Source organism: Kitasatospora terrestris (assembly GCF_039542905.1).
In the GTDB taxonomy this organism is placed as follows: domain Bacteria; phylum Actinomycetota; class Actinomycetes; order Streptomycetales; family Streptomycetaceae; genus Kitasatospora; species Kitasatospora terrestris.
Genome location: NZ_BAABIS010000001.1, coordinates 69,641 through 94,072, shown reverse-complemented (window position 1 = coordinate 94,072; position 24,432 = coordinate 69,641). Strand labels below are relative to the sequence as shown.

General features: G+C 70.4%; 28 protein-coding genes and 3 pseudogenes. 16 read left to right on the top strand and 15 right to left on the bottom strand.

Annotation, left to right across the window (positions count from 1 at the left end; translation table 11 throughout):
- Positions 1-190: 190 nt before the first annotated feature.
- From ABEB06_RS00450 to ABEB06_RS00430, 5 genes and pseudogenes are all read right to left on the bottom strand, one after another.
- Complete coding sequence (locus tag ABEB06_RS00450; RefSeq protein WP_345694725.1) at positions 191-442, bottom strand: gas vesicle protein GvpG; 252 nt, start codon at positions 440-442, stop codon at positions 191-193.
- Positions 443-451: 9 nt separating this feature from the next.
- Positions 452-1,162: a GvpL/GvpF family gas vesicle protein gene (locus tag ABEB06_RS00445; RefSeq protein ID WP_345694724.1), complete on the bottom strand. Its 711-nt coding sequence runs from the start codon at positions 1,160-1,162 to the stop codon at positions 452-454.
- A 3-nt stretch (positions 1,163-1,165) separates the two neighbouring features.
- Entirely contained in the window at positions 1,166-1,612 is a 447-nt protein-coding gene (locus ABEB06_RS00440; RefSeq protein ID WP_345694723.1) for a gas vesicle structural protein GvpA, read from the bottom strand.
- Between the two features lie 56 nt (positions 1,613-1,668).
- Complete coding sequence (locus ABEB06_RS39205; RefSeq protein WP_425559560.1) at positions 1,669-1,896, bottom strand: gas vesicle protein GvpO; 228 nt, start codon at positions 1,894-1,896, stop codon at positions 1,669-1,671.
- A 954-nt stretch (positions 1,897-2,850) separates the two neighbouring features.
- Positions 2,851-3,562 (bottom strand): annotated as a pseudogene (locus tag ABEB06_RS00430) (IS5 family transposase); the annotation flags it as partial.
- Between the two features lie 237 nt (positions 3,563-3,799).
- Between ABEB06_RS00430 and ABEB06_RS00425 the strand changes: the two are divergent.
- Together ABEB06_RS00425 and ABEB06_RS00420 are read left to right on the top strand one after the other, a co-directional pair.
- Complete coding sequence (locus ABEB06_RS00425) at positions 3,800-4,318, top strand: GNAT family N-acetyltransferase (protein ID WP_345694721.1); 519 nt, start codon at positions 3,800-3,802, stop codon at positions 4,316-4,318.
- Between the two features lie 535 nt (positions 4,319-4,853).
- On the top strand, positions 4,854-5,366 hold the full coding sequence (locus tag ABEB06_RS00420; protein ID WP_345694720.1) for an SUKH-4 family immunity protein: 513 nt from the start codon (positions 4,854-4,856) through the stop codon (positions 5,364-5,366).
- 6 nt (positions 5,367-5,372) lie between these two features.
- Here ABEB06_RS00420 and ABEB06_RS00415 read toward each other — a convergent pair.
- Positions 5,373-5,567: pseudogene (locus ABEB06_RS00415) on the bottom strand (IS630 family transposase); the annotation flags it as partial.
- Between the two features lie 143 nt (positions 5,568-5,710).
- Between ABEB06_RS00415 and ABEB06_RS00410 the strand changes: the two are divergent.
- The gene (locus ABEB06_RS00410; RefSeq protein WP_345694718.1) at positions 5,711-7,303 is read left to right on the top strand and encodes an ISL3 family transposase; all 1,593 of its coding nucleotides are present in this window, start codon (positions 5,711-5,713) and stop codon (positions 7,301-7,303) included.
- A gap of 23 nt (positions 7,304-7,326) precedes the next feature.
- Complete coding sequence (locus ABEB06_RS00405; protein WP_345694717.1) at positions 7,327-7,797, top strand: DUF4259 domain-containing protein; 471 nt, start codon at positions 7,327-7,329, stop codon at positions 7,795-7,797.
- Positions 7,798-7,854: 57 nt separating this feature from the next.
- Here ABEB06_RS00405 and ABEB06_RS39200 read toward each other — a convergent pair.
- Positions 7,855-8,214: pseudogene (locus ABEB06_RS39200) on the bottom strand (transposase); the annotation flags it as partial.
- 595 nt (positions 8,215-8,809) lie between these two features.
- Here ABEB06_RS39200 and ABEB06_RS00400 point away from each other — a divergent pair.
- The 5 genes from ABEB06_RS00400 (at position 8,810) to ABEB06_RS00380 (ending at position 13,437) form a co-directional block, all read left to right on the top strand.
- Positions 8,810-10,399 (top strand): ATP-binding protein, encoded by a 1,590-nt coding sequence (locus tag ABEB06_RS00400; RefSeq protein ID WP_425559751.1) that lies wholly within the window; start codon positions 8,810-8,812, stop codon positions 10,397-10,399.
- Between the two features lie 17 nt (positions 10,400-10,416).
- On the top strand, positions 10,417-10,803 hold the full coding sequence (locus ABEB06_RS00395; RefSeq protein ID WP_425559559.1) for a roadblock/LC7 domain-containing protein: 387 nt from the start codon (positions 10,417-10,419) through the stop codon (positions 10,801-10,803).
- A 112-nt stretch (positions 10,804-10,915) separates the two neighbouring features.
- Positions 10,916-11,278: a DUF742 domain-containing protein gene (locus tag ABEB06_RS00390; RefSeq protein ID WP_345694714.1), complete on the top strand. Its 363-nt coding sequence runs from the start codon at positions 10,916-10,918 to the stop codon at positions 11,276-11,278.
- Positions 11,259-11,876, top strand: coding sequence for a GTP-binding protein (locus ABEB06_RS00385; protein WP_345694713.1), 618 nt, complete (start codon positions 11,259-11,261; stop codon positions 11,874-11,876). The genes ABEB06_RS00390 and ABEB06_RS00385 overlap by 20 nt, the downstream gene beginning before the upstream one ends.
- Before the next feature lie 91 nt (positions 11,877-11,967).
- Complete coding sequence (locus ABEB06_RS00380; protein ID WP_345694712.1) at positions 11,968-13,437, top strand: cytochrome P450; 1,470 nt, start codon at positions 11,968-11,970, stop codon at positions 13,435-13,437.
- Between the two features lie 564 nt (positions 13,438-14,001).
- Here the strand turns inward: ABEB06_RS00380 and ABEB06_RS00375 are convergent.
- The gene (locus ABEB06_RS00375) at positions 14,002-14,370 is read right to left on the bottom strand and encodes an SOS response-associated peptidase family protein (protein ID WP_345694711.1); all 369 of its coding nucleotides are present in this window, start codon (positions 14,368-14,370) and stop codon (positions 14,002-14,004) included.
- Positions 14,371-14,597: 227 nt separating this feature from the next.
- Here ABEB06_RS00375 and fdxA point away from each other — a divergent pair, with 227 nt between their 5' ends.
- Positions 14,598-14,921: a ferredoxin FdxA gene (fdxA, locus tag ABEB06_RS00370; protein WP_345694710.1), complete on the top strand. Its 324-nt coding sequence runs from the start codon at positions 14,598-14,600 to the stop codon at positions 14,919-14,921.
- Between the two features lie 640 nt (positions 14,922-15,561).
- On the opposite strand, the gene ABEB06_RS00365 is transcribed toward fdxA, so the two are convergent.
- From ABEB06_RS00365 to ABEB06_RS00350, 4 genes are all read right to left on the bottom strand, one after another.
- Positions 15,562-16,026 carry an ATP-binding protein gene (locus tag ABEB06_RS00365; RefSeq protein WP_345694709.1) on the bottom strand — a complete coding sequence of 155 codons (465 nt, stop codon included), beginning with the start codon at positions 16,024-16,026 and terminating at the stop codon, positions 15,562-15,564.
- A 60-nt stretch (positions 16,027-16,086) separates the two neighbouring features.
- Entirely contained in the window at positions 16,087-16,485 is a 399-nt protein-coding gene (locus ABEB06_RS00360; RefSeq protein WP_345694708.1) for an STAS domain-containing protein, read from the bottom strand.
- A gap of 596 nt (positions 16,486-17,081) precedes the next feature.
- On the bottom strand, positions 17,082-17,357 hold the full coding sequence (locus ABEB06_RS00355; protein ID WP_345694707.1) for a hypothetical protein: 276 nt from the start codon (positions 17,355-17,357) through the stop codon (positions 17,082-17,084).
- Positions 17,358-18,080: 723 nt separating this feature from the next.
- Positions 18,081-19,319, bottom strand: coding sequence for an IS256 family transposase (locus ABEB06_RS00350; protein ID WP_345694706.1), 1,239 nt, complete (start codon positions 19,317-19,319; stop codon positions 18,081-18,083).
- Positions 19,320-19,514: 195 nt separating this feature from the next.
- Here ABEB06_RS00350 and ABEB06_RS00345 point away from each other — a divergent pair, with 195 nt between their 5' ends.
- Together ABEB06_RS00345 and ABEB06_RS00340 are read left to right on the top strand one after the other, a co-directional pair.
- Positions 19,515-20,198, top strand: coding sequence for a GNAT family N-acetyltransferase (locus ABEB06_RS00345; protein ID WP_345694705.1), 684 nt, complete (start codon positions 19,515-19,517; stop codon positions 20,196-20,198).
- Between the two features lie 56 nt (positions 20,199-20,254).
- A complete protein-coding gene (locus ABEB06_RS00340) occupies positions 20,255-20,383 on the top strand; it encodes a transposase (RefSeq protein WP_425559750.1) in 129 nt (42 codons plus the stop codon).
- A gap of 99 nt (positions 20,384-20,482) precedes the next feature.
- Here the strand turns inward: ABEB06_RS00340 and ABEB06_RS00335 are convergent, their stop codons facing one another.
- The 3 genes from ABEB06_RS00335 to ABEB06_RS00325 form a co-directional block, all read right to left on the bottom strand.
- Complete coding sequence (locus tag ABEB06_RS00335; RefSeq protein WP_345694704.1) at positions 20,483-20,830, bottom strand: excalibur calcium-binding domain-containing protein; 348 nt, start codon at positions 20,828-20,830, stop codon at positions 20,483-20,485.
- A gap of 378 nt (positions 20,831-21,208) precedes the next feature.
- Positions 21,209-21,826, bottom strand: coding sequence for an Asp23/Gls24 family envelope stress response protein (locus ABEB06_RS00330; RefSeq protein ID WP_345694703.1), 618 nt, complete (start codon positions 21,824-21,826; stop codon positions 21,209-21,211).
- Positions 21,817-22,470: an RNA polymerase sigma factor gene (locus ABEB06_RS00325; RefSeq protein WP_345694702.1), complete on the bottom strand. Its 654-nt coding sequence runs from the start codon at positions 22,468-22,470 to the stop codon at positions 21,817-21,819. Before ABEB06_RS00325 ends, ABEB06_RS00330 begins: the two co-directional genes overlap by 10 nt.
- Before the next feature lie 182 nt (positions 22,471-22,652).
- On the opposite strand from ABEB06_RS00325, the gene ABEB06_RS00320 reads away from it, so the two are divergent.
- The 4 genes from ABEB06_RS00320 to ABEB06_RS00305 are packed head-to-tail and all read left to right on the top strand — an operon-like array spanning position 22,653 to position 24,423.
- Positions 22,653-23,129, top strand: coding sequence for an Asp23/Gls24 family envelope stress response protein (locus ABEB06_RS00320; RefSeq protein ID WP_425559558.1), 477 nt, complete (start codon positions 22,653-22,655; stop codon positions 23,127-23,129).
- A gap of 31 nt (positions 23,130-23,160) precedes the next feature.
- Positions 23,161-23,340, top strand: a complete 180-nt coding sequence (locus ABEB06_RS00315; RefSeq protein WP_345701702.1) for a hypothetical protein — start codon at positions 23,161-23,163, stop codon at positions 23,338-23,340.
- Complete coding sequence (locus ABEB06_RS00310; RefSeq protein WP_345694701.1) at positions 23,337-23,720, top strand: Asp23/Gls24 family envelope stress response protein; 384 nt, start codon at positions 23,337-23,339, stop codon at positions 23,718-23,720. Before ABEB06_RS00315 ends, ABEB06_RS00310 begins: the two co-directional genes overlap by 4 nt.
- Before the next feature lie 25 nt (positions 23,721-23,745).
- Positions 23,746-24,423 carry a DUF6286 domain-containing protein gene (locus tag ABEB06_RS00305; protein WP_345694700.1) on the top strand — a complete coding sequence of 226 codons (678 nt, stop codon included), beginning with the start codon at positions 23,746-23,748 and terminating at the stop codon, positions 24,421-24,423.
- Positions 24,424-24,432: the final 9 nt, after the last annotated feature.

Below are 24,432 nucleotides of genomic sequence, written 5' to 3'. Positions count from 1 at the left end.
TGGCAGCCGCACCCGGGACATACACGCGCGTCGGTTCGGGGCACACCGCAGAGGCCATCGCATTCGCGGCCACCGCCGGCCGCTCGCTGCCCCGGGACGCGGTGGCCGGCGTGGCCACCGCGGCGATCGCCACCGCCCGTGTCCACACCGATCGGCCCGGGGGCGGCCGGTCTCATCCACCGGGTTGAATTCAGGCTTGCTTCTGAGCCCAGAACCGGTGGATCTCGTCGAGTTCGTCCAGCAGGTCGTCCTCGCGGCGATCGAACTCTTCCTGGCTGATGCGTCCGGCGATCAGCTCCTGTTCGAGGGACTTGAGCGCCTCCTCGACCGGAGCCGGGTCGTAGTACTGGCGTTCGGCGGCGTCCGCGACCTGTCCGACCACCCAGGCGACTCCGCGCACAGGAGCCAGCGGCAGCGTCAGCAGGCCCGTGATCAGCCCCATGGCGTCCTCCTAGACGAAACTGTAGGGAGGCAGGGGACCGTGCAACCGGAAGTCGTACCCCTCGCCCCACTGTTCGGCCAGTTCCGCTTCCGCGGCGAGGAAATCCTTGCGGCGAGTCTCCTCCACCAGGAAGGAAACGCTGACGAAGTCATCCCCGTGAAGATCGTTCTCGTGGATCTCGCGCGCCAGCGGCCGCATCGCCTCGCGAACCTCGGCAGCCGCGGACTCGCCGCGCGCCTGGAGCTCCTTCACGATGATTTCACCGAGCCGCACCTTCACGTTGGGATCACCGGTGCGCCGGCTCTCCTCGTTCAGCCGCTGCGCCTCGGCGGATTCGCGGAGCACCTGTCGGATCATGAAGTCTTCGTCGAACGACGCTTTGAGCAAGTACTCCGCGCATCCCGTCAGGGCCTGCAGCCGCTCCCGGTAGAAGTCGCCGCGCTCTTCGAGGATTTCCTGGACCTCCTGGGGTTCGGAAGCCACCGTGCCGAACCTGAGCGGGAGCACAGGACCGTCGGCCATCAGCCGTTCGAGCACGTTCTGGTGGGCCATGACATCGCGCCGGCGGGCCCGCAGTCCTTCGGGTGCCGGGCTGACGATCGCCGTCAGGTCGGAATCGCCGATGGTGGAGAGCTCCTCGGGAGGATCGCCGACCCCGGTGAGGTCGTCCGTGCGCGCCGGGTGATGGGCGGCGATGATCGCGTAGACGTAGACGGCCATGACTCACTCCTCCCGGGGGCGCGTGCGGCGCGTCGGCCGCGACCTCTCGCGCCTTTCGGCCGGCTCCGGCTCTTCCTCCGTGTCCTGTGTGTGTTGGCGGATGGTGTCCGTCACCGCTTCCACCGCGCCGGTGAGGGCTCCCTTGCTCTTTCCCCGGGCGCCCCCTTCGGTCATTTCGCCGACCAATTCCGGCAACTGGGTGGGCGCCTTGCGGCCTGATTCCAGATCCAGTCGGTTGCACGCCTCCGCGAAACGCAGATACGTGTCCACGCTCGCCACGACGATGCGCGCGTCGATCTTGAGGATCTCGATGCCCACGAGGGACACCCGCACGAACACGTCGATGACCAGTCCCCGGTCGAGGATCAGCTCGACGACGTCGTACAACGTGCCCGAGCCCTTGCCTCCTGCCACTGCACTGCCACCGCCGCCCTGTGGTACGACCGTCACAGCGTCTCCTTCCACGGTCGCGCCTGCACCGCCCGATGCCCACTCGATCCGGCCGCTCACGTGCGGCGGTCGAGTTGATCACGCGTGTAGCGACGCGTCCTTTCGTAGCCCAGCAGCTCCCCCCTGGTGTCGAGCGTCACCCGGTAGCTGGCGATGATGCTCGCCGTGTCCGGGATCCGCTCGACTTCCACCACCTCCACATCGGCCTGCCAGCCCTCGTCCGTACGCTTCAGCCCGGACACCGACTCGGGCGCCCGACTCAGAAGCTCTTCCAGTTGTGCCATCGCGGCTCGCATGGCCGTCGCCGCGGACAATCGGGCAGTGTCTTTTCGCGGTGTCCGCCTCGGTGTATCTCCCGCAGCCCTTCGCGGGGGCTTCCTCGGCCGCTCACCGTCGTCCTCGTTGTAACGAGGCATAGACCGTCCTCCCGTTTCCTGCGAACGCCTACCCGCCAGATCCCATACAAACCCGGATGATCAGTGAGCGTCCTGCCAGCCGCGCGGATGACGACTTTCTCGTTGCGGGCCAATCCGGGCCATTCCTGGAGGCTCTCGTGGCGGGGGGGATCCTGGTGCACGTGGAACTGCGCGCCGGCTACCAGCCGACCACCCCCGGCCCCGAGAATCGACGGCCACTGGCGCGGCCTGATCCGCCTGCCCGACCACGCGCCCTGCCCCATGATCGACGACTCGATCGGCCACGGCATCGGGAGCGGTGCCGCCCAGAACAACATGCCGCCCACTTCGGCAGACCCTGCCCTGTGTGCCCTCAGTGCCCAGCCCGCGATGGCGTCGACGAGATGATCGCCGCGTTCGTCCTGGGCGGCACCGCGCCCGAAGCCGCAGACGGGGTCGGCACGCGACCGACTGGGCGACCGAAGTGGAGTTCCGGCTGCCCCATGTCGCCGGGTGGGTCGCCGCGAAGTTCACCGCCTACCGCGGGCTGTTCCGCACGAAGGCGAAGAGCAGCGACCCGCGCCGGCCGACCGCACGGTGCGGCGGCGGCGGACCCGGCCCGGCTGCACCCGGCCGGATGCCCACCCGCCGCCCTGGTCGTCACCGGCGCCGGACCCGTCGCCCTGGCCAACCGCCAGGAGGACGTGGCGGACCTGTCGGCCGAGTGCCGGCGCGGCTCATGGTGGACCCTTCGGCTGGACGACAACGACGGCGACGGCTGGCGCGAGTGCGACGACGCGATGCCCATCTTTGCGACCACGCTGGATGGGACCTCATTAGAAGTCATCTCATTTGGGCGAGAAGCCTGCGGTGGCAGATGAGGGCGGCGGCGATGGTGGTGAAGGCCGCGAAGTGGTCGGCTTTGCGTTCGTAGCGGCGGTGGAGCCTGCGGAAGCCGCCGAGCCACGCGACGGTCCGCTCGATGACCCAGCGGTGCCGGCCGAGGCGGGTCGAGGGCTCGATGCCGCGGCGGGCGATGCGGTGGGTGATCTGCCATCGTCGCAGGTAGGAGCGGATGAAGCGGTGGTCGTAGGCTTTGTCGCCGTGGAGCTTGCCGGGCCGGCGCCGTCTCGGGCCGCGGCGGGAGCGGATCGGCGGGATCGCCTCGACGAGTGGGATCAGGGCCTGGCTGTCGTGCAGGTTGGCGCCGGAGATCGCGAGCGAGATGGGCAGACCGGTGCGTTCGGTGAGCAAGTGGATCTTCGACTCGAACTTGCCCCGATCGACAGGATTCGGACCCGTCAGCTCCCCCTTTTCGTGGCGCGCATGTTCACCGAGTCGACCGCGCACCTGGACCAGTCCAGCTCGCCGCGAGCGCCGAGTTCGTCCAGGCCCAGGCGGTAGAGCTTGGCCCACACCCGGGCCGCGGTCCACTCCGTGAATCGGCGGTGCGCGGTCGTAGAACGTGTACCGGTCGACGCCGACCAGTATGTCGTTCGTGCCGTCGGCGGTCAGCCGCAGGCGGGCGCGCCACCGTCGGTCGACCGGGTCCGGGACGATCGGGACGGTGAGCTGGCGGGCGCCGTTGTGCCGGGTGGTGAACTCGGTGACGTCGAGGCTCGGCAACGTGCCGTCCTCCGCGGTGTGGGCCACGGTGAGGGGCTGGATCATGATGGTGGCGCCGCCGGGGATCACCGCCGAATGATTTCGCGGCCACAGTGAAACCGTTCCGCATCCCGCATCGAGCGGAAATGGGATGCCCGATGAGCCGAGGCCTGCGAGGCTGCGCTGCATGGACGTTCATCTCAAGCCGTGGTCGGAATCCGCGCTCGGCCTGCTGCGGCGGATCAATACCCCGCAGATGCGCCACCACGTCGGCGGACCCGAGCCTGAGGAGCAGCTGCTCGCCCGGCACCGCCGCTACCTGGCCATGCCCGAAACCAGCCGCGGCTGCATGTTCGTGATCCTGCTCGCCGATGAAATGGTCGGCAGCATCGCCTACCACCAGCGCGACTGGCAAGGCGAGCAGATCTACGAAACCGGCTGGAATGTCCTACCGCCCTACCAGGGCCGCGGCATCGCCGCCGCAGCCGGCGCCGCCTTGATCGGCATCGTGCGTGAGGCCGCACGCCGACCCGACGCGCCCCAAGGCCTGCACGCCTTCCCCTCGGTCGAGAACGCCCCCTCGAACGCCCTCTGCAACCGCCTCGGGTTCACCCTCATCGACGCCTGCGACTTCGAATACCCAGCAGGCAGCGGAACCCTGATGCGCAGCAACAACTGGCGCCTCGACCTCGCCGACCAGGGATAAAAGCCCGGAACGGTTCAGCCCGAAGGTTTGAGGGGGCCAGTCTGAACAACTGGTACAGCGTCGTATCCGGGTCATGTTGTATTCCGTGTGCCGGGTGGAAGTGGAAGTAGTACACCTCCCATCAGACCCGATGGCGATGCTTTGGCTGTCGGAAGACCAGGAGCAGGAGGTAAGGCTGCTACTGAACTTGAACGGGTGATGTCGGTGGGGCTCCCTCGGCGGTGGCGGAGGCCCGGCTCGCGCCTTCCCGGCTCGCGCCTTCCCGGCTCGCGCCTTCCCGGCTCGCGCCTTCCCGGCTCGCGCCTTCCCGGCTCGCGCCTTCCCGGCTCGCGCCTTCCCGGCTCGCGCCTTCCCGGCTCGCGCCTTCCCGGCTCGCGCCTTCCCGGCTCGCGCCTTCCCGGCTCGCGCCTTCCCGGCTCGCGCCTTCCCGGCTCGCGCCTTCCCGGCTCGCGCCTTCCCGGCTCGCGCCTTCCCGGCTCGCGCCTTCCCGGCTCGCGCCTTCCCGGTCTGTCCGGAGCACGAGGATGATGCTCACATGATCCGAGACTTCCCGTTGCTGCCGTTGCCCCAGTACGGCGTGGCCCGTATCGGCTGCTCGCCGGAGGTGCCCGCCTCGATCGCCGCCGATCTGCGAAAGATCGGTGTGCCAGCAGGGCTGATCGGTTATGAGTACCAGCCCCTGACCGAGGCGACGCTGCTGGGCCGGATCGGTGAGTCGGGGTTGGTCGTCTTCGGGACCAGCGGCCTGTTCGGTCGGCTCGGCATCGACGTGGCCTCGGGTCGCGTCGTCCAGATCCCCAAGACCGATTCCGCGACCGCCTGGCATGTGAACAGGGACCTCGGAGCCTTCCACCAGTGCGTCGCGGCCACCATCGCCCGATTCCCGTTCTACGAGGAAGACGAGGAGGACAGGTTCCAGGAGGCGGCGGACGAGCTTCGCCGGCTCCTCACCGCGCTCGATGACACCGCACTCGCAGACAACGGGTTGTGGGAGACCTTGTGCGACGACGTGGCGATGGGCGACTACGCGAACTGGGAGGAGGAATGAGTCACGTCAGTCCTCCTGAGCCAGGCCGGTGGCCGCGAGGCAGCCGTCGACGAGATCCGGGCGGTACTGGATCCTCTTGAGCCGACGTTTTACGGCTCGGGTGATCTGAGTGAGGTCCGCGGCGGCGAGGTTACCGATCTCGCGCTTGACCAGCGACCAGATGCCCTCCTGCGGGTTGAGGTCGGGTGCGTAGGTGGGCAGGTTTGCCTTGTTCATGAGAACGGGTTCTGGTTCACCTTCTGTGGTGTGGCTACTCCCTGTCACTGTCGGTCTTGCTGAGAGGTCTCGCGAGATCGTCCGGAAACTGACGGTGCTGACCTCGTTCGGGCTGATGGTTCTGGGCTGTGCGCGAGCTATTGCTCCAGTTGGAAGGGCTGCTCTTCCTGGCGGATCCGAGGATCAGGGTGGAATCGGTGCAAGACGATGGCGAGGTGATCCGAGTTGGTGTCAGATGCCGGACGACTGGAGCTGGATGCCCAGGCTGCGGGACCTGGTCGGAGCGCGTGCATGGCTCTTACCTGCGGTTTCCCGCTGACCTCCCCGTGGCGGGACGGCGGGTGATGCTCCGACTTCGCGTCCGGCGCTTCACGTGCGAAGTCGTCTCCTGCGGGCGGCGTACGTTCGTCGAGCAGGTCGCGGGGCTGACCCGGCGGCACAGCCAGCGCACCGAGCGAATGCGGTCGGTGCTGGCCGAGGTCGGCCTCGCCCTGGCCGGCCGCGCCGGTGCCCGGTTGGCCGACGTCGTCGGCGCCAGGGTCAGCCGGAACACGGTCCTGCGGCTGGTCGACGCCCTCCCTGAACCCCAGCCAGCGGTCCCGCGTGTGGTCGGCGTCGACGAGTACGCGATGCGCAAGGGCCGTGTCTACGGGACAGTGCTGGTCGACGTCGAGACCGGCAGGCCGGTGGACCTGCTGCCGGATCGCGAAGCAGGCACTGTTGCGGCTTGGCTGGCCGAACGCCCGGGGATCGAGGTCGTCTGCCGTGACCGTGCCTCGTTCTTCGCCGAGGGCGCCAGGGCCGGGGCACCCACCGCGGTTCAGGTCGCCGACCGATTCCACCTTTGGCGCAACCTCGGCGAAGCAGCCGAACGGTGCGTCTCCCGCCACCGCTCGTGCCTCCGTGCGACCTTCGCCGAGCCGGTGCCGGAGAAAGCTCCGGCACCGGCCGAGAGCGAGTCGCCATGGCCCACCGGGCACCGGTTCGCCGACCGCACCCGTGCCAAGCACGCCACCGTCCACGCGCTGCTGGCCGCCGGCCACAGCCGACGCTCGATCCAGCGCCAGCTCGGCATGACCTACCGCACCGTCCAGCAATTGGCCGACGCCGCGAGGCCGGAAGACCTGTTCCACGGGCAGTGGCAGAACCGCAGGACCAAACTCGACGACTTCAAGGCCCACCTGCACGTGCGATGGGCCGAAGGCTGCACGAACGCCTGGACCCTCTGGGAAGAGATCAGGACACACGGCTACACCGGCGGCTACGGAGCCGTCCGCGCCTACCTCCAGCCGTTCCGCACATCCCCGACAGCACCGGCCGCCCGTCCGCCATCCCCGCGCACGGTCACCGGCTGGATCCTGACTCACCCCGACACCCTGCCGGAGGGCGATGGCCTGAAGCTCAAGTCCGTCGTCGCCGGCTGCCCTGAGCTGGATGCCCTCACCGGGCACGTCCGCACCTTCGGGCAGATGCTCACCCAGCTCCAGGGCGACCAGCTTCCAGAGTGGATCAAGGCGGTTCGCGCCGACGACCTACCCAGCCTTCACGCTTTCGTCAACGGCCTCGAACGCGATCTCGCCGCCGTCACCGCCGGCCTGACGCTGCCGTGGAGCTCCGGCGTCGTCGAGGGCCACGTCAACCGAATCAAAATGATCAAGCGCCAGATGTACGGCCGCGCTGGCTTCGACCTGCTGCGGAAACGTGTCTTGCTCGCTTCATAACGCCGTTGTCGGTCACCGGTGCCATGATCACCGCACTGCGATGCGAGGAGAACGCCATGGGTACTTGGGGCACCGGTCCATTCGACAACGACACGGCCGCGGATTTCGCCAACGCCCTGGACGACGCCGGGGCCGAGGAACGCGAAGCCCTGATCCGTGGCGTCCTCGTCCGCACTGTCAACGCGACTGACGAGCTCAGCGAAGCGGAGGAGGCGGTCGGGGCAGCGGCCGTACTGGCCTCGCAGTGCCCGGGCGGCCAACCAGTCGATCCAGTCTGCGGCCCAGAGACGCTCATGCCGGAGTTCTCCACCGATCTTCGGGTACTTGCCGCTGAAGCCCTCACTCGAATCGCCTCCGACGACGACGGATTGGTATCGAACTGGGTGGAACCTGGCGACGCGCACCGCTGGCTCGCCATGGTTGCCGCGCTTCGCGCGGTGCTTGACCCGCCGCCGCCTTCCATGGACATCCCGCTCTTCGACCTCGAAAGCTGACGCAGCGTCGCCGACCGCAGAAGTTGGACCAGAACCCGTTCTCATGAACAAAACCAGCAGGTGGAATACCGTCAGCCACTCGGTGTTCGTCTCGATGAACGCACGCATGCCGACGGTCAGGTGTAGACGGAGGTTGTCCCAGACCAGGACGATCGGGCCTCCGAGCGGGATGCGGGTGCGGACGATCAAGTCGCGAAAGTCTCGCCAGCCGAAGCCCTTCGGCTCGTCCTTGCGGCCGCGATACTCGCGGATCGCGTAGATCAGCCGGGACCGCTCGCCGGGCTTGTAGCAGGTCATGCCCGCCATCGACACCCGCCCGGAACCCTGGCCCCGCACCCTCGCAACCGGGGTCTGGCCGATCCGGCCCCAGGTCCTGGCGCGCGGCGGAGTCATGGACTGCCCGGCCTCGTCCTCGAAGCGGGCGGTGGCGTTCTGCTCGGTCGCGTCCCGTTCGGCCAGCACGGTGTCCGCCGGTTGCGCGAAGTGCCGCTGTGCCGGCATCTGCGCGACCACCCGGCGCACCGAGTCGAGACGGGGACGGTCGGCGGGGCGCCGCTCCACGTTCTGCGCGATCCGCTGACGCGGAATGACCAGCCCGGGCGGGTGGGCGGCGGTCTGCCGATGTAGACGGCCACGCGGCATCTCGGTCTCATGTCGGCGGGCAGGCAATCTGCCGAGACGATCACTCAATCTGCCACAGCCCCAGCTGAGCGGTCATTGACCGCCCATGGGTCGATACGCACTCTGCACAGCGGTGGCCCCTATCAGGTGACCTGGTGGATGCGCAGCGGAATTGTCGGAATTCGCTCCCATGAGTGGATTCGGCGAGGAAGCCCGTTGGCGCCGCTCCGGGCAGCAACGCTTTGTAGTGGACCGGACACGCCGTCCGGCTGGGCCTCCGGCCCCGTCAGGGAGCCGCTGAGGCGCACGATGGACCGGATCAACTGCAGCACAAAGAACAACAATTGACGGACAGTCAGGATTTTGCACCGGTTATGCTGGGCGAATGCTGATGCCTCACGCCGGATCGTCACCCGGGAGCCGACTCTTCGCTGCCGTTCTGCTCGGCCTCGCGCCGGCCACGGTGGTCGCTGTCACGGTCGTCCTCGCGGTGTCGGCGACCCCGCACGGAGGGCGCGCGGGAGTGCTCTGGTGCGGGTTGGCCGGTGCCGCAGCCGTGACGGTCGAGGCGGTGCGGCGGCAGCGCGCCGTGGCGGCCGTCCGGGCGCAGTGCGCCCAGCGGGAGCAGGGCCTGCGCCGCCGGATGGCCGCGCAGGAGGCCGGGATGCTCGAACTCGCGAATGTCGTCCTTCCCGAAGCGGTGGCCCGGCTCCAGCGCGGCGAGTTCAGCGAGGACGTCATGAAGGCGTCCCCGGCGCCGGACCCCGTAGTCGGGCCGGAGTTCCAGAGCGCCCGGCTGGAGGTGCTGCGCGCGGTCCTCAGCGCCGTCGACAACGAGGAGGGCATGCGCGAGGCGGCCCAGCGGGCCTTCGTGAACATCGCCCGCCGCGTGCAGGCGATCATCCACCGCCAGGCGCAGGACCTGCGCGACATGGAGGACCGGCACGGCAACGACCCGGCGGTCTTCGACGACCTGCTGCGGCTGGATCACGGAAACGCGCTGATCGGCCGCCTCGCGGACAGCATCGCCGTGCTCGGCGGCGCCCGCCCGGGCCGGCAGTGGAACGCGCCGGTGCCGCTGTACAGCGTGCTGCGCGGAGGCATCTCGCGGATCCTGGACTACCAGCGGGTCGAGCTGCACCCGGTGTCCGAGGTCGCGGTCGCCGGCCCGGCGGTCGAGCCGCTGATCCACGCGCTGGCCGAACTGTTGGACAACGCCACGCGCTACTCGCCGCCGCAGACCACGGTGTACCTGACCGCCGTGGAGGTGCAGACCGGTATCGCGATCGAGATCGAGGACGGCGGCCTGAGCCTGGGCGAGGAGGGCCGGGCCCGCGCCGAGCGGATGCTGAGGGAAGCCCAGTCCGGCCTCGACCTCAACGACCTCGGCGAGACGCCGCGGCTGGGCCTGGCAGTGGTGGGCAGACTCGCGCGGGCCTACGGCTTCCAGGTGTCGCTGCGGCCGTCCGCGTACGGCGGGGTGCGCGCGGTGCTGATCGTCCCTCAGAACCTGATCACCACCGCACCCACCACCAGCCTGGCACACGGCATTGGCGGCATCGCGTCCGGTGCGCCGATGGTCCCCTCCGCCCGGACGGAGTCGACGGCCCGTCCCGGGGAGACGGAGTTCCGTCCCTCACCGCCGCCCGCGGCAGTCCGACCCTCCCCGTCGCCCGCGACGGGCCACGACACGGCGTTCCACGGGACGGGGTCCCACCGGACGGGGTTCCACGGACCGGCAGACGACGAGGCTCCGGCGGTAATCGAGCGGGCCGCCAACGGTCTGCCGCAACGCCGTCGGCACGCGGCGCCGCCCCTCCGCGGAGGCACCCCCGAGCGGTCCCGGATCCCGGAGCCGAACCGGGAGGCGGTCCAGCCAGGACTGTGGATGGCGGCCTTCCACGAGGGGGTGAACGGCAACACGCCGTCCACCGCGACGGGCCACACAGGCGAAGAGTCCGCAGCGAAAGGCGAGCAGTGATTCAGCAACGGACCAACATGGACTGGATGCTCACGGAGCTGGTGGACGGCGTACCGCAGGTGCGCCACGTCATCGTCCTGTCGGCCGACGGTCTGCGGATGGCCCAGCACGGCACCGACCTCGACACCGCCGACCGCCTCGCCGCCGCCTGCGCGGGCCTGCAGAGCCTGGCCGCCGCGGTGGGACACGAATTCCCGGGCGGCGACGGGCGGATGCGGCTGGTGGTGATCGAGGTGAGCGGGGGCTTCTTCTACCTGATGGCGGCCGGCTCCCGGGCCTACCTCGCGGTCCTGGCCGACGAGGGCGTGGACGCCGGCCTGGTGGGCCAGCGGATGCGGGACCTGGTTGCCCGGATCGGCGACCACCTCACCACGCCCGCACGCACCGACGGGCCGACGGCGTGAGCGAACGGAACGATCCGATCAGCAGGACGCGGGTACGACATGCGGCGAGCGCCAGGCACTGCCCGGCGCCGGTACGTCATGCGGAGTCTGCCGGGCACAGCAAGGTGCGGGCATGACGACAGCCGGCCATGGCTGGGACGAGGGCAATCCCGAACGCCTCTACGTGATCACGCGCGGTCGGCGCAACCCGCTGGCAGCCAACGCCACGTTCGACCTGGTCACCCTGGTCATCGCCCGGTCCGGTCCCACACCCGCGATGCAACCCGAACACGCGGCGATCCTGCGGATCTGCGACTCGCCGCTGTCCGTGGCCGAGATCTCCGCCCACCTGCGACTGCCGGCGAGCCTGATCACCGTGCTCCTGGCGGACCTGCTCGCGGCGAAACGGATCGAGGTACGCGCCCCGGTCCCACCCGCAGCCCTACCCGATCTGGCCCTGTTGGAGGCGGTGATCAATGGACTTCAGAGGCTCTGAACCGGCCCGGGGGCCGAGGGAGGCGGACCGGCTCCCGGCCTCGACCGCCACGGCGGTCAAGGTGGTGATCGTGGGCGGCTTCGGAGTCGGCAAGACGACGATGGTCGGCGCCGTCAGCGAGATCCGCCCGCTCACCACCGAGGAGACGATGACGCAGGCCGGCGCGGGCGTCGACGACATCGCCGGTGTCGAGCGCAAGAGGTCCACGACCGTGGCGATGGACTTCGGCAGGATCAGCCTCAGCGACGAGCTCGTGCTGTACGTCTTCGGCACCCCCGGCCAGGAGCGGTTCTGGTTCCTGTGGAGCGGCCTCTTCGAGGGAGCCCTCGGCGCGGTCGTACTCGTGGACACCAGGCGACTCGAAGTCAGCTTCGACGTGATCGGGCGCCTGGAGGACCGCGGAGTGCCGTTCGTCGTCGCCACCAACACCTTCCCCGAGTCCCCGACCCACGGCACCGAGGACCTGCGGGCAGCCCTGGACCTGCCCCCCGAGGTCCCGATCGTGGCCTGCGACGCACGGGCCAGGGAGTCCGGCAGGGACGTCCTGATAGCCCTGATGCGCTACCTGTACGACCTCTCGGCCCGGTCGGCCCGCTGACCCCGCCCCCGACCGGCTGCACCGCTGTTCCGACCCGACCCGGCTTTCCCACCCCCGAGACGCCCGTCTCGCCGTCGCCCCGGAGAAGTCCGTGACCACCCAGCCCCCCGAGAACTCCCTCCCCACCCCGCCGCCCGGTTGCCCCGCCCACGCCGGAATCGGAGGTGTGCGGCGGCTGTACGGGCCGGAGGCCGAGGCCGATCCCGCCGGCCTGTACGAGAAGCTCCGCGCCGAACACGGCGAGGTGGCGCCCGTGCTGCTGTACGGCGACGTGCCGGCCTGGCTGGTCCTCGGCTACTCCGCGAACCTCACCGTGATGCGCACACCCTCCCGCTTCTCCCGGGACTCCCGCCGCTGGTCGGCGTTCCGCACCGGCCAGGTCGCCCCCGACAACCCGGTGCTCCCGGTCGTTCACTGGCAGCCCATCTGCGTGTTCGCGGACGGCCAGGAACACCGGCGACTGCGTGCTCCGGTCACCGAAGGGCTGAACCGCTTCGACCGGCGCGGCATCCGCCGCCACGTCACCCGCTTCGCCGACCAGCTGATCGAACGCTTCAGCACCACCGGCCGGGCCGACCTGGTGACCCAGTTCGCCGAGCACCTGCCGATGCTTGTGATGACCCAACTCCTCGGCATGCCCGAGGAGTACGGCCCGCGACTGGTCGACGCCGCCCGGGACATGGTCCGCGGTACCGAGACGGCCATCGCCAGCAACGAGTACGTGGTGTCCTGCCTGCGCCGGACGATGGACCGCAAGAAGGGGGCACCGGGCCACGACCTGGTCACCTGGCTGATGGACCACCCCGCGGGCCTCACCGACGACGAAGTCCTCGAGCACCTGCGGGCGGTCCTGCTCGCCGGAAACGAGACGACCGTCAATCTGATCTCCGACACCCTGAAGATGGTCCTCACCGACAAGAGGTTCCGCGCCCACCTCTCCGGCGGCCAGATGACTCTTCCCGACGCCCTCGACCAAGTCCTCTGGGACTCGCCGCCGTTCCTGCTGATGGCCGGCCGCTGGGCCACCGGCGACACCGAACTCGGTGGCCGCAAGATCAACGAGGGCGACATGCTCCTGCTCGGCCTGGCGGCCGGCAACGCCGACCCCGCGGTCCGGCCCGACCTCTCCAAGCCGCTCTTCGGCAACCACTCCCACCTGGCCTTCGGCAGCGGCCCGCACGAGTGCCCCGGCCAGGACATCGGCCGGGCCATCGCCGAAGCCGGCATCGACATCCTGCTCACCCGCCTCCCCGACCTCCACCTCGCCGTGCCCGACGAGGAGTTGACCTGGAGATCCTCCTGGATCGCCCGCCACCTGGTCGCCCTGCCCGTCCGCTTCACCCCACAGTCCGTCAAGGCCTCCCCGGCAGCGTCCCCGAGCACCCCGATCGCCTCCACCCCGGACCCCGCCGCGACCGCGACCGCCGCCTCCCCGGCGACCGCTACCGCCGCCTCCTCGGCCGAGCCCGCTGCCCCGCCGACGCCGGACATCGGGCTCGGCGCCCTGCCCCGGCAGCGCCGCCGCTGGTGGTACGTCCTGACCGGAAAATCCAGGCGCTGACCCCCGGCCCCAGCCGAATGCCCCGACCGGCTGCCCCGCGCGGATCCTCGATCGGCCCGCGCGGCGGCCGGGCTGTCGGGGGCACTTGCTGCCGTCCGGGACATGCCCTCAAGTGATCGACTGCTCGGCCTGATCCGGAACACTCCGGAGAGCGGTCTGCTGCTCCGGTGCGGTCGGACGGCTGCTGGCGCGTGGAACCGGATACGTCGGTCGGCGGTGGCCCAGTCCTACGGTTGGTCTGCTGGCTTATGGCGCTTCGCCCCCCGGGCGTGGACCGCGCCGACCCACGCCGGGGCGCCTTCTGCGCCGCCTGCCCGAACATGGGATGCAGGCCATCTTCCCGGCCCCCTCGGCCGCCCGGTCGGACCGCTCGCCGTCCAGCACGACCACCCGGCGAGAGGGCGCTCCCACTCGGCGTGCGCGAGGACCAGACCGGCGGCGCTCCTCCCACCCGAGGAAGCCGAGGACCGTTGGGCCGGGCACGTCGGTCGGAAGACGAACGAGACGAGTGCGTGACCCCGATACGTACGCCGCGCCCCCGAGCGCCGGCCAGGCCCGGCTTGGTCAGGCGGGCAGGGGATCGTCCACCCCGGTCAGAAGGTCGGCGCGGTCGTTGTGCACGCTGTCAACGCCGGTGCTGATCGCCGTGACGGTCAGCTCGGTGCCAGAGGATGTGGGCAGGAGCGCCCGCAGGCTGGCGGGGTCAGTGTGGTCGGGGTCCAGCCAGGCCTCTCGGTTGGCCGCAGTGATGGTCAGGGGCATGCGGTCGTGGATGCGGCCGGCCGCGTCGGTGGCATCGGTGGTGATGACGGTGCAGCTGGTGAGTCGGGCCAGCGTGGTGAGGCCGCCGCGGCGCGAATGCTGGACCTGGAAGCTTGCGCCGGATGGACCTGTGACCTGCAGTTCTCCGGCCGCGACCATGCCATTCTGCATGCGCGGGCCCGCCGAGACCTCTCCGGTCCGGGCTGCGCCGCCTTCAGGTCGTCGGGGAACTCGAACGTCTTGTTCTTCGCCACTGCGGAGTCGTACGGGCGACCGGCGACAGCCGACCGGAGGTCCGCCCGCTCGCCCACTCCGATAGTGCACGTAGCGTAATCGTTAGAATGCATACGGCTACCACGACGTGGTGGTCAGCGACACCCGCGCAGAGGGAGCCCACCTTGACGTACGTAGTGACCGACAACTGCATCAAGTGCAAGAACACGGACTGCGTCGCGGTATGCCCGGTCGACTGCTTCTACGAGGGCCCGAACATGCTCGTGATCCACCCGTTCGAGTGCATCGACTGCGGCGCCTGTGAGCCGGAGTGCCCGTCCCACGCCATCTACGTCGACGATGAGGTGCCCCGCGACATGGCGGAATTCATCGAGCTCAACGCCGAACTCAGTGAAATCTGGCCGAACATCACAGAGTCCAAGGACCCGCTTCCCGGCGCCGCCAAGTGGAACGGCAAACCCGGCAAGATCGCCCACCTGAAGCGGTAGCACCCGCCTACCCGCCACAGGTCCACCAGATCCTCCGGGATCGGCGACACCGGGAGGCCGGCCTCCCGGTAGGCAGAGCCCACACGGTGCGCAGCTGCGCCTCGTCCGCGCACGCCGGCAGGCACGCCTCGTACGCGGCGAGCCGCTCCACGAGGTTCCTGCATGAGGTCGGGGTCGGTGATGTCCACGGCGGCGTCCTGTCGGCCCAGGACCTCGACTACCAGCCGCCCGGCGGCTGCCGCAGCGCTGTGCGCCTGCCGCCGGTGTCGGGCGAGCACCAGCTGCTCCTCGAGCGACAGCCCGGCCGCGGCCTCGGCGGTGCGCTCAGCCGCCGGGCGGCGCGCGGGGAACGCCGCCCATGCCGCGGGGCGGGTACGGACAACAAGAGCGAGCGGCCGAGCCCGCCAGATCCTGGAGATCGTCAGCGCCCCGGGCTTCGACGGCATCCGGGCCGCCGGCGACATCCGATTCGAGACCGGAGTTGCCAACCTGCACGGCTCCACCGGGGCCTTCCAGCGCGTGCTCACGGACAGCCGCGGGTCAAGCAGCGGAAACGCAAGACGGCTGAGCTGAACGGGTTCACGCTTCACCACGTCCGCTCTACCAGGGCCCCGGAGGTCGGTTGCGCCCCTGGCTCAGGTCATGTGCGGTCCGTGTCTGTCAGGGCCTGGGCGTTGGTGGGGTGGGGTGCTTGGGGGAGGGGGAGCTCGGCCCAGACGGTCTTGCCCGAGCCTGTGGGTGTGGAGCCCCAGGCGCTGGCGAGCCGGTCGACGACCCGCAGGCCGTGGCCGTGCGGCTCGTGGGCCGGCGAGGACCGAGGCCGCGGCGGGTCCGGCGCCGGGTCGTCGACCTCGATCCGCACACCGTGCCCGTCCGGCTCGAAGCACAGGTCCAGGGCGAGGGGGCCGCCGGCGTGCCGGTCTGCGTTGGCGAGGAGCTCGGCGACCACCAGCAGCAGGTCGTCGACCGCCGCGCGGTCGGCGTCGGGCCGACGCAGGGCCAGGGCGGTGCGGGTGAAGGCGAGGCCGCGGCGCACATGGGCCGCGTCTCCGCGGGGCGGGGAGGGCAGGCGGTGGTGGAAGGCCGGGGCGAGCGGTCTGCGCATGGGAACGTCCGTGTGAATCGTGTCGGGTCCGGTCCTCACATCTGCCCGCACGCACCGGCCTTACACGCTCGGTGACCGCTGTTGGTGGCGCACCGCCCGTTCCACGCTCGCGTACACGGGCAGGACCAGGTCCGCTTCGGTGATCCGCAGGACCCGCTGCACGATCCGGCTGGGCTCTGCCAGCACCAGCGGCACGCCGTCCGCGGTGGCGCGGCGGCGGGCGATCAGCAGCATGTTGAGGGCGCTGGAGGTGAACAGGTCGACGGAGGCCAGGTGGACCACCAGCAGCGCGGGTCTGCGGTTGAGGGCCTGGGCCAGGGCGCGGCGGACGTGCTCCTCGTTGTCGGCGTGCAGGGCGCCGGCGAAGGCGCACACCACGGTGCCCGTGGCGGTGGTGATCTCCGCGGTGATGTCCGGTCCCTGGAAGACGGGAACGGCGTCGTGCGGCTGGGATGTCATGACGTGTCTCCAAGCCCACCGAAGGCTCCACCGCCAGGGGTGGGCCGAGGCATCGGACCCCGGATCGATCGGGAGACAGTGCGGCGACAGCCGACGGGCATCCGACTCCGCCACGATGACGGAGCCGGTCCTCCACTCTGCTCATACCTGAACCGGTCCTGTCCACCCCCCACAGTTCCTGAACATGCCAAAGAGTGATTGTCGGCGCCGCCCGCCCGGGCGGAGCAGTCACAGGCCTGCGCCGGCGCAAGGCGCCACTGCGCGGCTGCGGCGCACCGCTGGCAGCTGCGCGTAGCGCGGTCGTGATGCCCGCCGGTACCGAGAAGTACATCCCGGCCATCACCCGGCGGGCATCCCGAACCCCGAATGCCGCCCCGCCCCGGGGAGCGGCCCGGCCGGCTGGTCCAGGACGCGGCCGACCTTGGCGACGGCCTCCTGGAGCTCGCCGCGGCTCACAGTGGAACGGTGCGCGATCTCGTACCGGGCAGTCTTCTCGTGCAGTTGCGCCTTGGCCGGCCGGGACAGGTCCTCCTTGGCCGCGGTCGCTCTTCGGGCCGGACGCTGGTCAGGGCCGCCGGCCGTCACCGCGCTCGGGGTCAGGCGAAGCCGGCGAAGGTGAGCGGGCCGGTGTTGGTGGCGGAGCGGCGGGCGCGGGTGACACGGATCGGCGGGCCGTCGTGGATCCAGTGGGTGACGGAGGCCGGGGAGTGTTCCGCCCGTAGGTGGATCCTGGCGGCGACCGTGCGGGCGTCGGCGTCGTCGAGGCGGGCCGTGACCTCTTGCCAGCCGTCGGCGAGCCGGACCAGCAGCCGCTCCGGGTGGTCGGGCGGGCCGATGAGGCCGACCAGCAGCGCCGGCTCGATGGTGTTCACCGCTTCATCGTCCCTCACCGGAGGCCGGGAGGAGCCGAGCGATCGCGAACGAGTGGGACGCAGACCGGGCCGGTCGGTCGATGCCCGGCGGCGGGAAGGGGCGGGCCGTGTGTTCCTCGGTCGGGGGGCCGACGATCTGAGTGCAGACGCCCACGACCACGAGCAGCACGGTCGCGACCGCGAAGGTGACGGCCGCCGCCAAGGCCATTGAGTAAAGGTCCGCGCCGGCGGACAGCCGCGGGTGAAGCAGCGGGTGCGCAAGGCGGCCGGGACGAACGGTTTCACGCTCCACATCTCCGGCAGGTTCGGCTTCGACGCCGGCCCCGACTCCATCGACGATCCCTGCGAACGGTTCCTGGAAACCTCCGGACGCCCGGCAGCGTCGCCCAGGCACTCTACGCCGCCCGCGACCGCGGTGCCCCCCAGGCCGAACAGGAAGAGATCCTTGCGGACGGCCTGCGCGAGCACTACTTCCGGTCGGCGGCGGCCAGAGCGTGGCGAAGGTCGCGCTGAACGCCTCAACTGGATGGACCTGGAGTTGCAGACCCGTTCGACGGGCCGTGCCCCTCGGCGCGTTGTGACTGAGCACTTCACCTGGCGAGCGAGGAACAAATTGGTGAAGTGAGCACCAGGACACCGCTGCCGTGTGCAAGAAGCTTCGGTTGCTGGGGTCACGTCCGCTGGAGTGGTGTATCGACGGCCATTCGGTGATCCGTTTTCAGGTTAGGCGGTGAGTGCGGTCGGGACGGTCTCGTCGGGGGTTTCTCCCTCGATCGGGTGGAGGCGGCAGCGGCCGAGGATCTCGGAGCCGATGTAGCGGCGCTGTTCGGCCCATTCGTCGCTCTGCTCGGCCAGCACCGCGCCGATCAGCCGGATGACCGAGGAACGGTCCGGGAAGATCCCGACGACGTCGGTGCGACGGCGGATCTCCTTGTTCAGACGTTCCTGCGGGTTGTTCGACCAGATCGACTTCCAGACCGTCCGCGGGAAGACGGCGAAGGCCAACAGACCCTCGCGGGCGCGCTCCAAGTGCTCGGCGGCCTTGGGGAATCGCTCGTCAAGGGCGGCGATCACGGTGGCCATCTGCCGGCGGACGGCGTCCGCGTCGGGCTGTTCGAACACGGTCCGCAACAGGGTGGCGACCCAGGGCTGGGCGGACTTCGGGACCTGCGACAGCAGATTGCGCGCGTAGTGCGTCCGACACCGCTGCCAGGCCGCCCCGGGCAGCGTGGCGTCGATCGCATCCACCAGGCCCGCGTGGGCGTCGCTCACGACGAGTTTGACCCCGCCCAGGCCCCGGGCGACCGGAGACCGCAGGAACGCCGGCCAGCCGGCGCCGTCCTCGCTGGTGGCGACGTCCAACCCGAGGATCTCGCGCCGGCCCTCGTTGTTCACACCGACCGCGACCAGGCAGTGGACGTTGACCACCCTGCCGCCCTCACGGACCTTCTGGGTCAACGCGTCGACCCAGACGAACGTGTAAGGGCCCTGGTCGAGCGGGCGGTGCCGGAACTCGGCGACCCGCTCGTCGAGGTGCTTGGCCATCTCGCTGACCTGCGACTTCGACAGCTGCGTGACGCCGAGGCTCTCGGCGAGTTTCTCCACCCGCCTGGTCGAGACGCCGAGCAGGTAGCAGGTGGCGACCACCGAGACCAGGGCCTGCTCGGCGCGCCGCCGCCGCTCCAGCAGCCAGCTCGGGAAGTAGGAGCCGGAGCGGACCCTGGGGATCGCCAGGTCGATCGTGCCGACCCTCGTGTCCCAGTCCCGATTGCGGTATCCGTTGCGGGAGTTGACCCGGTCCTCGCCCGGTCGGCCGTACTCGCCGCCGCAGGCCCGGTCGACGTCGGTGGACATCATCGCCTCCGCGAACGTCTTCATCATCGCCCGCAACAAGTCGGGACTCGCCGAGGCCAGGTTCTCCTCCAGCAGGGCGGCAAAGGGCACACTGTCAGGTGCGGTCATCGTGCTGTGACTCCTTCAAGAGCTTGGTCGTTCTCGAAGAATCAGCCGGTGGCCGTCTCACGTTCCCGGGCGACACCCGCTACCGGGACGAAACCCCCGGAACGGGTGGAACCCGTACACCACTTCCCTGGACGCAACCCCGACGGGGATGGTCATTCGCCCGTCCGCAGGTTGCGGTCATGCTCTAATCGCCGGATGACGAAGATCGAATCAGAGCTGATACGACGTTGGCTGAACGGTTGGACCGTGGCTCGCTCCCTGCCCGAGGCCGAGCCGGTCGAGTCCGCCGGGGACGGCCTGCGGTCCATTTGCAACCAACCCGGCCGTGAGGTCGAGGTGTTCGCGCTGCGTGCGGACGAGGAGCCCGAATCCTTGGATCGGCTGGCGGCGGCCGTCGCCGCCGCGAGGCAGACCACCTGGCTCACGGTGCCTACGCTGCGCCCGGGCACCGTCGAAGCCGTCGTCGGCGCCGCTGGACTGGAGCTGCTCCACCGTTCCGAGTGGTTCATGACGACCGATCTGACCGCGCACCCGCAGCACGCGCCCGCCGCGCCGTACGAGCGCGAGGTCCGCACGGAGGGACCAGTCACGGTCGTCTCCCTCCACGACTCCTCCGGAGAGGTGGCGGCGCGCGGCACCATCGCCGTGGTCGGCGCCGATGCGATCGCCGATCGCATCGAGACGGACGCGGCGCACCGGCGGCGCGGCCTGGGCCGCGCCATGATGAGCGCTCTGGCGGAGGCCGCCGTGGCCCAGGGCGCCCGTACCGGTCTTCTCATCGCCAGTGAGGAAGGTCAGCGCCTCTACTCCTCCCTCGGCTGGCGCCACGAAGCCGACGTCCTGATCGCCCGGGGGCCAGTGGTTCCCTCCAACCAGTAGGACTGGCTCACGCGGACCTATCCGCCTGTGGGCGTTGATGGAGCCATTGCTACCGCCTGCACGGTCCGAAGGAGGGGCGGCGGGAGAAGCACCCACGGCGGCGGATCGTGGACGCGATCTTCTACGTGGTGCGAACGGGGTGTGCCTGGCGGCAGCTGCCGAAGGACTTCGCCCCGTGGCGCTGACTGCTTCGACGAATCGGACGACAGGCGCACGGCTGGCCTTTGCGGGCGGTTGGCAACTGCCCGCAGACCGGGCGCCCCCTGATTGCGCGCAGCAGGCGGTCAGCTGGTTTCGCAGGCCACGCCGTCGCCGTCGCGGTCCAGGTGAGGGGCGTAGCCGGGGTCGCCCCGGTGGAGGGGAGCGACGCCTGCGGCGCGGGCCTCGGCGCAGTTCTTGTAGTACACCGCGGGGCCGGTGGTGTCCGGCGCCTCGGTGGTGGTTGCCTGTTGCTGGCCGTCGGAGGGCTGGGGTTGCCCGGCGGCGGTCGGGGTCTGGGTCATGGTCACTGTGGTGGTGGCCGTGGCGGGTGCGGCGGAGGGCGTCGCCGTCACCGTGGCGGTCGTCTGCACGGTGGTGGGACCGGTGGGATTGCCTGCTCCGCTGTCCTTGCCGGCCGTGCCGATCCCCATACCGAGCAGCAGGATCGCTGTACCGCCCACGACCTCGGCCACTGAGCCCTTTCAGCGGCGACTCCAGAGGGTGACGTGCGGCTGGCGGTTGACGAGTCTCCAGTCAGCGCGATCCCAGCGGCGAGTCCAGCCGTCGTGCCTTGTCCCGTCACCCGATCAGTGGGCGAGCTGAAAGAGCTCACTGTTCGGCGCCGGTTCCTGCCTCCACTGGGCCGGGCGCCCGGTGGTGCCTGCCATGCCGGTCTCGGGTTTCGCGCCATGATGCCTCCCGGGACACATTCCACCCATGAGCTGGGGCCTCTCTGCCCAGGATGCGTCTGTCGGCGCCATCCCACCTGCCATGACGAGGGACCGAGGTGCTACCGGACTGCCTCGGTTCTACGGGTGGTGTCCGTGGGGCGACGTGCGAACGGCCGAGGGGTGGTGTTCGTGTTCGCGACCCGTGCCCGAGGGCCGGCGGGGGTCTGGTGGGGGAAGGACGTCGGTGATGGTCAGGTCGATGGTGCGGACGGGCAGGCCCAGGGTGGCGGTGGCGGTGGTGAAGGCGACGCGGCGCACGTGGTCGGCCTGGTCGGGCAGCGGGAGTCCGTAGGCGACCAGGAATGTCATGGCGATGGTGACGTCTCCTCGGGGATCGGGGGTGAGGCGGCAGCTGGCTACTACTGCGTCGGTGGCGGTGTCGACGGCGCGGCGCAGTGCGTCGGCGGCGGCCGTTTCCCAGATGTAGGTGGGGGAGCGGGAGGGGCGTGGTAGGAGTCGCCCGCGGCGGGCGTAGGGGCGGACGGCGGTCAGGATGTGCTGGGTGAGGTCCGGGCGCGGGGCGGTCGGCCGGGTGGTGAGCGCTTGGGCGGCGCGGCGTACCTCGGCCGGGGCGGTGCGTGCCCGGCGGCAGCGGGGGCAGTGGGGGGCCTGCTGGTCCGGTTCGTGCGCCCATGCCGCGCCGGCGGTGTGCCCGCACGGCAGGAGGCCGTCCGGTGGGCGGGGTTCTAGTGCCATGGCGCCATCACGTCCTGGAGGGTTCGGCGGGCGCGGAAGAGCCGGCCGCGGACGGTCGGCTCGCTGGTGTCGGTGATCCGGCTGATGTCGTTGTAGGACAGGCCGTGCAGTTCGTAGAGCACCCAGCACGTGCGTTGTTGCGGGGGGAGGCGGTCGAGGGCTGCCAGCAGGGCGGTGGCGAGCGCGTCTGCTTCGGCGCTGGCGCTCGGCACACCGTTGGGGGCGGGGTCGGCCGGCTCGGGTATCGCGTGCAGGGGCAGCGGAGTGCGGTGACGCCGTTGGAGGTTCAGGCAGCTGTTGACGGTGATCCGGTGCATCCAGGTGTGGAAGGACGCCCGGTGGTGGAAGGCCGCCAGCCGGCGCCATGCGCTGATGAACGCGTCCTGAACGGCTTCCTCCGCGTCGGGCAGGTTGCCGAGCAGGTGGTAGGCAAGTCGCAGCAGGCGCGGTGTGTGACGGCGGACCAGTGTGGAGAACGCCTCTTGGTCGCCCTCGGCGGCTCGGACGGCCAGGACGTCGTCAGGCAGTTGACGACAGTCGGAGCCCACCGCGGCCGGGACGATCACGTCCGGGCCCGGCACAGGGTCCGGTGCCGGGGGCGGAAGACCGTTGGCCAACAGGTGCGGGCTCATTCGAGGTGCCATGGCCGAAACCCTTCGCGAGGGGTGCACGCGGCTGTACCCACTTCTCGCGTGCGACCTGGAACGCGCCTTTACATGTCCACGAATTTCACTCCTCGCGGCGTGAGGATTGCGCTCCCCGGTGTGTCCAACCATGTGACTGCCCCGAACGGGGGCACTCTCAGGACAGGCGAAGGACCAGAACCATGACCGATCCCAGCAGCCCTTCCGGTGGCAGCGGCGACCAGGGAACGATGCCCACGTTCGGAGGCTCCCGTGACAGGGGCCAGCCGGCTGAGTCGCGTGGCAAGACCACCATCGCCGATGGAGTCGTCGAGAAGATCGCGGGCATCGCAGCCCGGCAGGTCCCCGGCGTCCACAACCTCGGAGCCGGCTTGGCCCGCACGCTCGGCGCAGTACGAGACCGTGTTCCCGGCGGGCGCGCCAGCGTCAGCCGCGGCGTGAAGGTGGAGGTCGGGGAGCGGCAGGCCGCCATCGACCTCGACATCGTGGTGGAGTACGGGCCCTCCATCGCCGATCTGGCCGGCGACGTGCGCGCCAGCGTCATCGACGCGGTGGAACGGATGACCGGGCTGGAGGTGGTCGAGGTCAACGTGACCGTCGACGACGTTCACCTGCCCGAGGACGACGAAGACGAGCAGACCGAGAGCCGCGTGCAGTAGGACGCCTGGGCGCAAGGACGGTGAGTGAATGATGAGTGCTGCAATCGCGGGCCTCTTGACGGGCATCGCCCTGGGATTCGCCGGCTTCTTCGGGGGCTTCTGGGCGTTCCTGCTGGTGGCTGTGCTGGGTGCGGTCGGGTTGTTCATCGGCTGGCTCGCGGAGAGCGACACGCCGATCGGCGACATGTTCCGAACCCGGAGCCGCAGGTGAGCACCGGCACGCCGGCCGCCCGCAGCGGCCGCCTCGTGGCGCTGCCCGCTCCGGCCGAGCGCGGCGCCACCGTGATCCCCGACCGGGTGGTGGCCCGGCTCGCCACCCAGGTCGCGCGCGAGGCCCTCACCGGCCTCGTCACCGGAGCACCGCGACCCCACGCGGACGCCGCCCGTACGAAAGCCGCCGTCCGCTCGGGAACAGCCCGCTTGGAAGTCACCGTCGATCTCCCGTACCCCATCGACATCTCCTCCGCAGCCGAAGCGGTACAGCAACGCATCGTGGCCCAGATGGAAGAACTGACCGGCCTCTCCGTCAGTGACGTGGTCCTGACGGTACGCAACCTGTATCTGGCCGCCGCGCCGGGACGGGTGGCCTGACCCGGCCTGTGAGGAGGCACGCCAGATGGAGAACGATCACCGGCACCCCACCGCCGACCCGGCCGGCGGCCCGGTTGCCGTGCCCCGGTCCGGGGTGACGGTCGCCGCCGATGGCAGCGCGTCCTCCCCGAGTGCGGCAGGTGGAGCTCCTGATGGGAGACGGCGCGGCCACCGGGTGTGGTCGGCGCGGCGGTGGCCGGCCGCCGTCGCAGCGGCACTGATCACCGTCGGAGCCGGGCTGCTGCTCTACGACGTGTGCGCCGTCCGGGCCGGCCAACGCGCCTTCACCTGGCGCACCCGCCTCGCAGAGGAGCTCGCCACCCGGCCGATCGACGACACCTGGGTCCTCGTCGGCGCGACCGTCGCCGCCGTCCTGGGACTGCTGCTGGTGGTGCTGGCCCTCACACCGGGCCACCGCGCGCTGCTGCCGATGCGGGCGCCGGAGGGCACCCCCACGATGCGTGCCACCCTGGAGCGGAGCAGCGCGGAGGTCGTCCTACGGGACGCCGCCTGGCACGTCCCAGGCGTCTCCCGCGCCCGCATCCGCGTGAACCGCCGACGGATCGATGTCTACGCCGACGTGCGCTACCGCGACCAGCAGGAGGTCCACGAGGACCTCACCCGGGCGCTCGGCGCCGCCTGCGACACCCTTGCCCTGACCCGCGCGCCCCGGCTGCGGGTCAAGGTGCGCCGCCCCCGGTGACCCATCCGC

Coding starts and splice junctions, on each gene's coding strand:
- ABEB06_RS00450 (WP_345694725.1), bottom strand. CDS start 442: ATGGGGCTGATCACGGGCCTGCTGACGCTGCCGCTGGCTCCTGTGCGC.
- ABEB06_RS00445 (WP_345694724.1), bottom strand. CDS start 1,162: ATGGCCGTCTACGTCTACGCGATCATCGCCGCCCATCACCCGGCGCGC.
- ABEB06_RS39205 (WP_425559560.1), bottom strand. CDS start 1,896: ATGGCACAACTGGAAGAGCTTCTGAGTCGGGCGCCCGAGTCGGTGTCC.
- ABEB06_RS00425 (WP_345694721.1), top strand. CDS start 3,800: ATGGACGTTCATCTCAAGCCGTGGTCGGAATCCGCGCTCGGCCTGCTG.
- ABEB06_RS00420 (WP_345694720.1), top strand. CDS start 4,854: ATGATCCGAGACTTCCCGTTGCTGCCGTTGCCCCAGTACGGCGTGGCC.
- ABEB06_RS00405 (WP_345694717.1), top strand. CDS start 7,327: ATGATCACCGCACTGCGATGCGAGGAGAACGCCATGGGTACTTGGGGC.
- ABEB06_RS00400 (WP_425559751.1), top strand. CDS start 8,810: ATGCCTCACGCCGGATCGTCACCCGGGAGCCGACTCTTCGCTGCCGTT.
- ABEB06_RS00395 (WP_425559559.1), top strand. CDS start 10,417: ATGGACTGGATGCTCACGGAGCTGGTGGACGGCGTACCGCAGGTGCGC.
- ABEB06_RS00390 (WP_345694714.1), top strand. CDS start 10,916: ATGACGACAGCCGGCCATGGCTGGGACGAGGGCAATCCCGAACGCCTC.
- ABEB06_RS00385 (WP_345694713.1), top strand. CDS start 11,259: ATGGACTTCAGAGGCTCTGAACCGGCCCGGGGGCCGAGGGAGGCGGAC.
- ABEB06_RS00375 (WP_345694711.1), bottom strand. CDS start 14,370: ATGCAGAATGGCATGGTCGCGGCCGGAGAACTGCAGGTCACAGGTCCA.
- ABEB06_RS00365 (WP_345694709.1), bottom strand. CDS start 16,026: ATGCGCAGACCGCTCGCCCCGGCCTTCCACCACCGCCTGCCCTCCCCG.
- ABEB06_RS00360 (WP_345694708.1), bottom strand. CDS start 16,485: ATGACATCCCAGCCGCACGACGCCGTTCCCGTCTTCCAGGGACCGGAC.
- ABEB06_RS00350 (WP_345694706.1), bottom strand. CDS start 19,319: ATGACCGCACCTGACAGTGTGCCCTTTGCCGCCCTGCTGGAGGAGAAC.
- ABEB06_RS00345 (WP_345694705.1), top strand. CDS start 19,515: ATGACGAAGATCGAATCAGAGCTGATACGACGTTGGCTGAACGGTTGG.
- ABEB06_RS00335 (WP_345694704.1), bottom strand. CDS start 20,830: ATGGGGATCGGCACGGCCGGCAAGGACAGCGGAGCAGGCAATCCCACC.
- ABEB06_RS00330 (WP_345694703.1), bottom strand. CDS start 21,826: ATGGCACTAGAACCCCGCCCACCGGACGGCCTCCTGCCGTGCGGGCAC.
- ABEB06_RS00325 (WP_345694702.1), bottom strand. CDS start 22,470: ATGGCACCTCGAATGAGCCCGCACCTGTTGGCCAACGGTCTTCCGCCC.
- ABEB06_RS00320 (WP_425559558.1), top strand. CDS start 22,653: ATGACCGATCCCAGCAGCCCTTCCGGTGGCAGCGGCGACCAGGGAACG.
- ABEB06_RS00315 (WP_345701702.1), top strand. CDS start 23,161: ATGAGTGCTGCAATCGCGGGCCTCTTGACGGGCATCGCCCTGGGATTC.
- ABEB06_RS00305 (WP_345694700.1), top strand. CDS start 23,746: ATGGAGAACGATCACCGGCACCCCACCGCCGACCCGGCCGGCGGCCCG.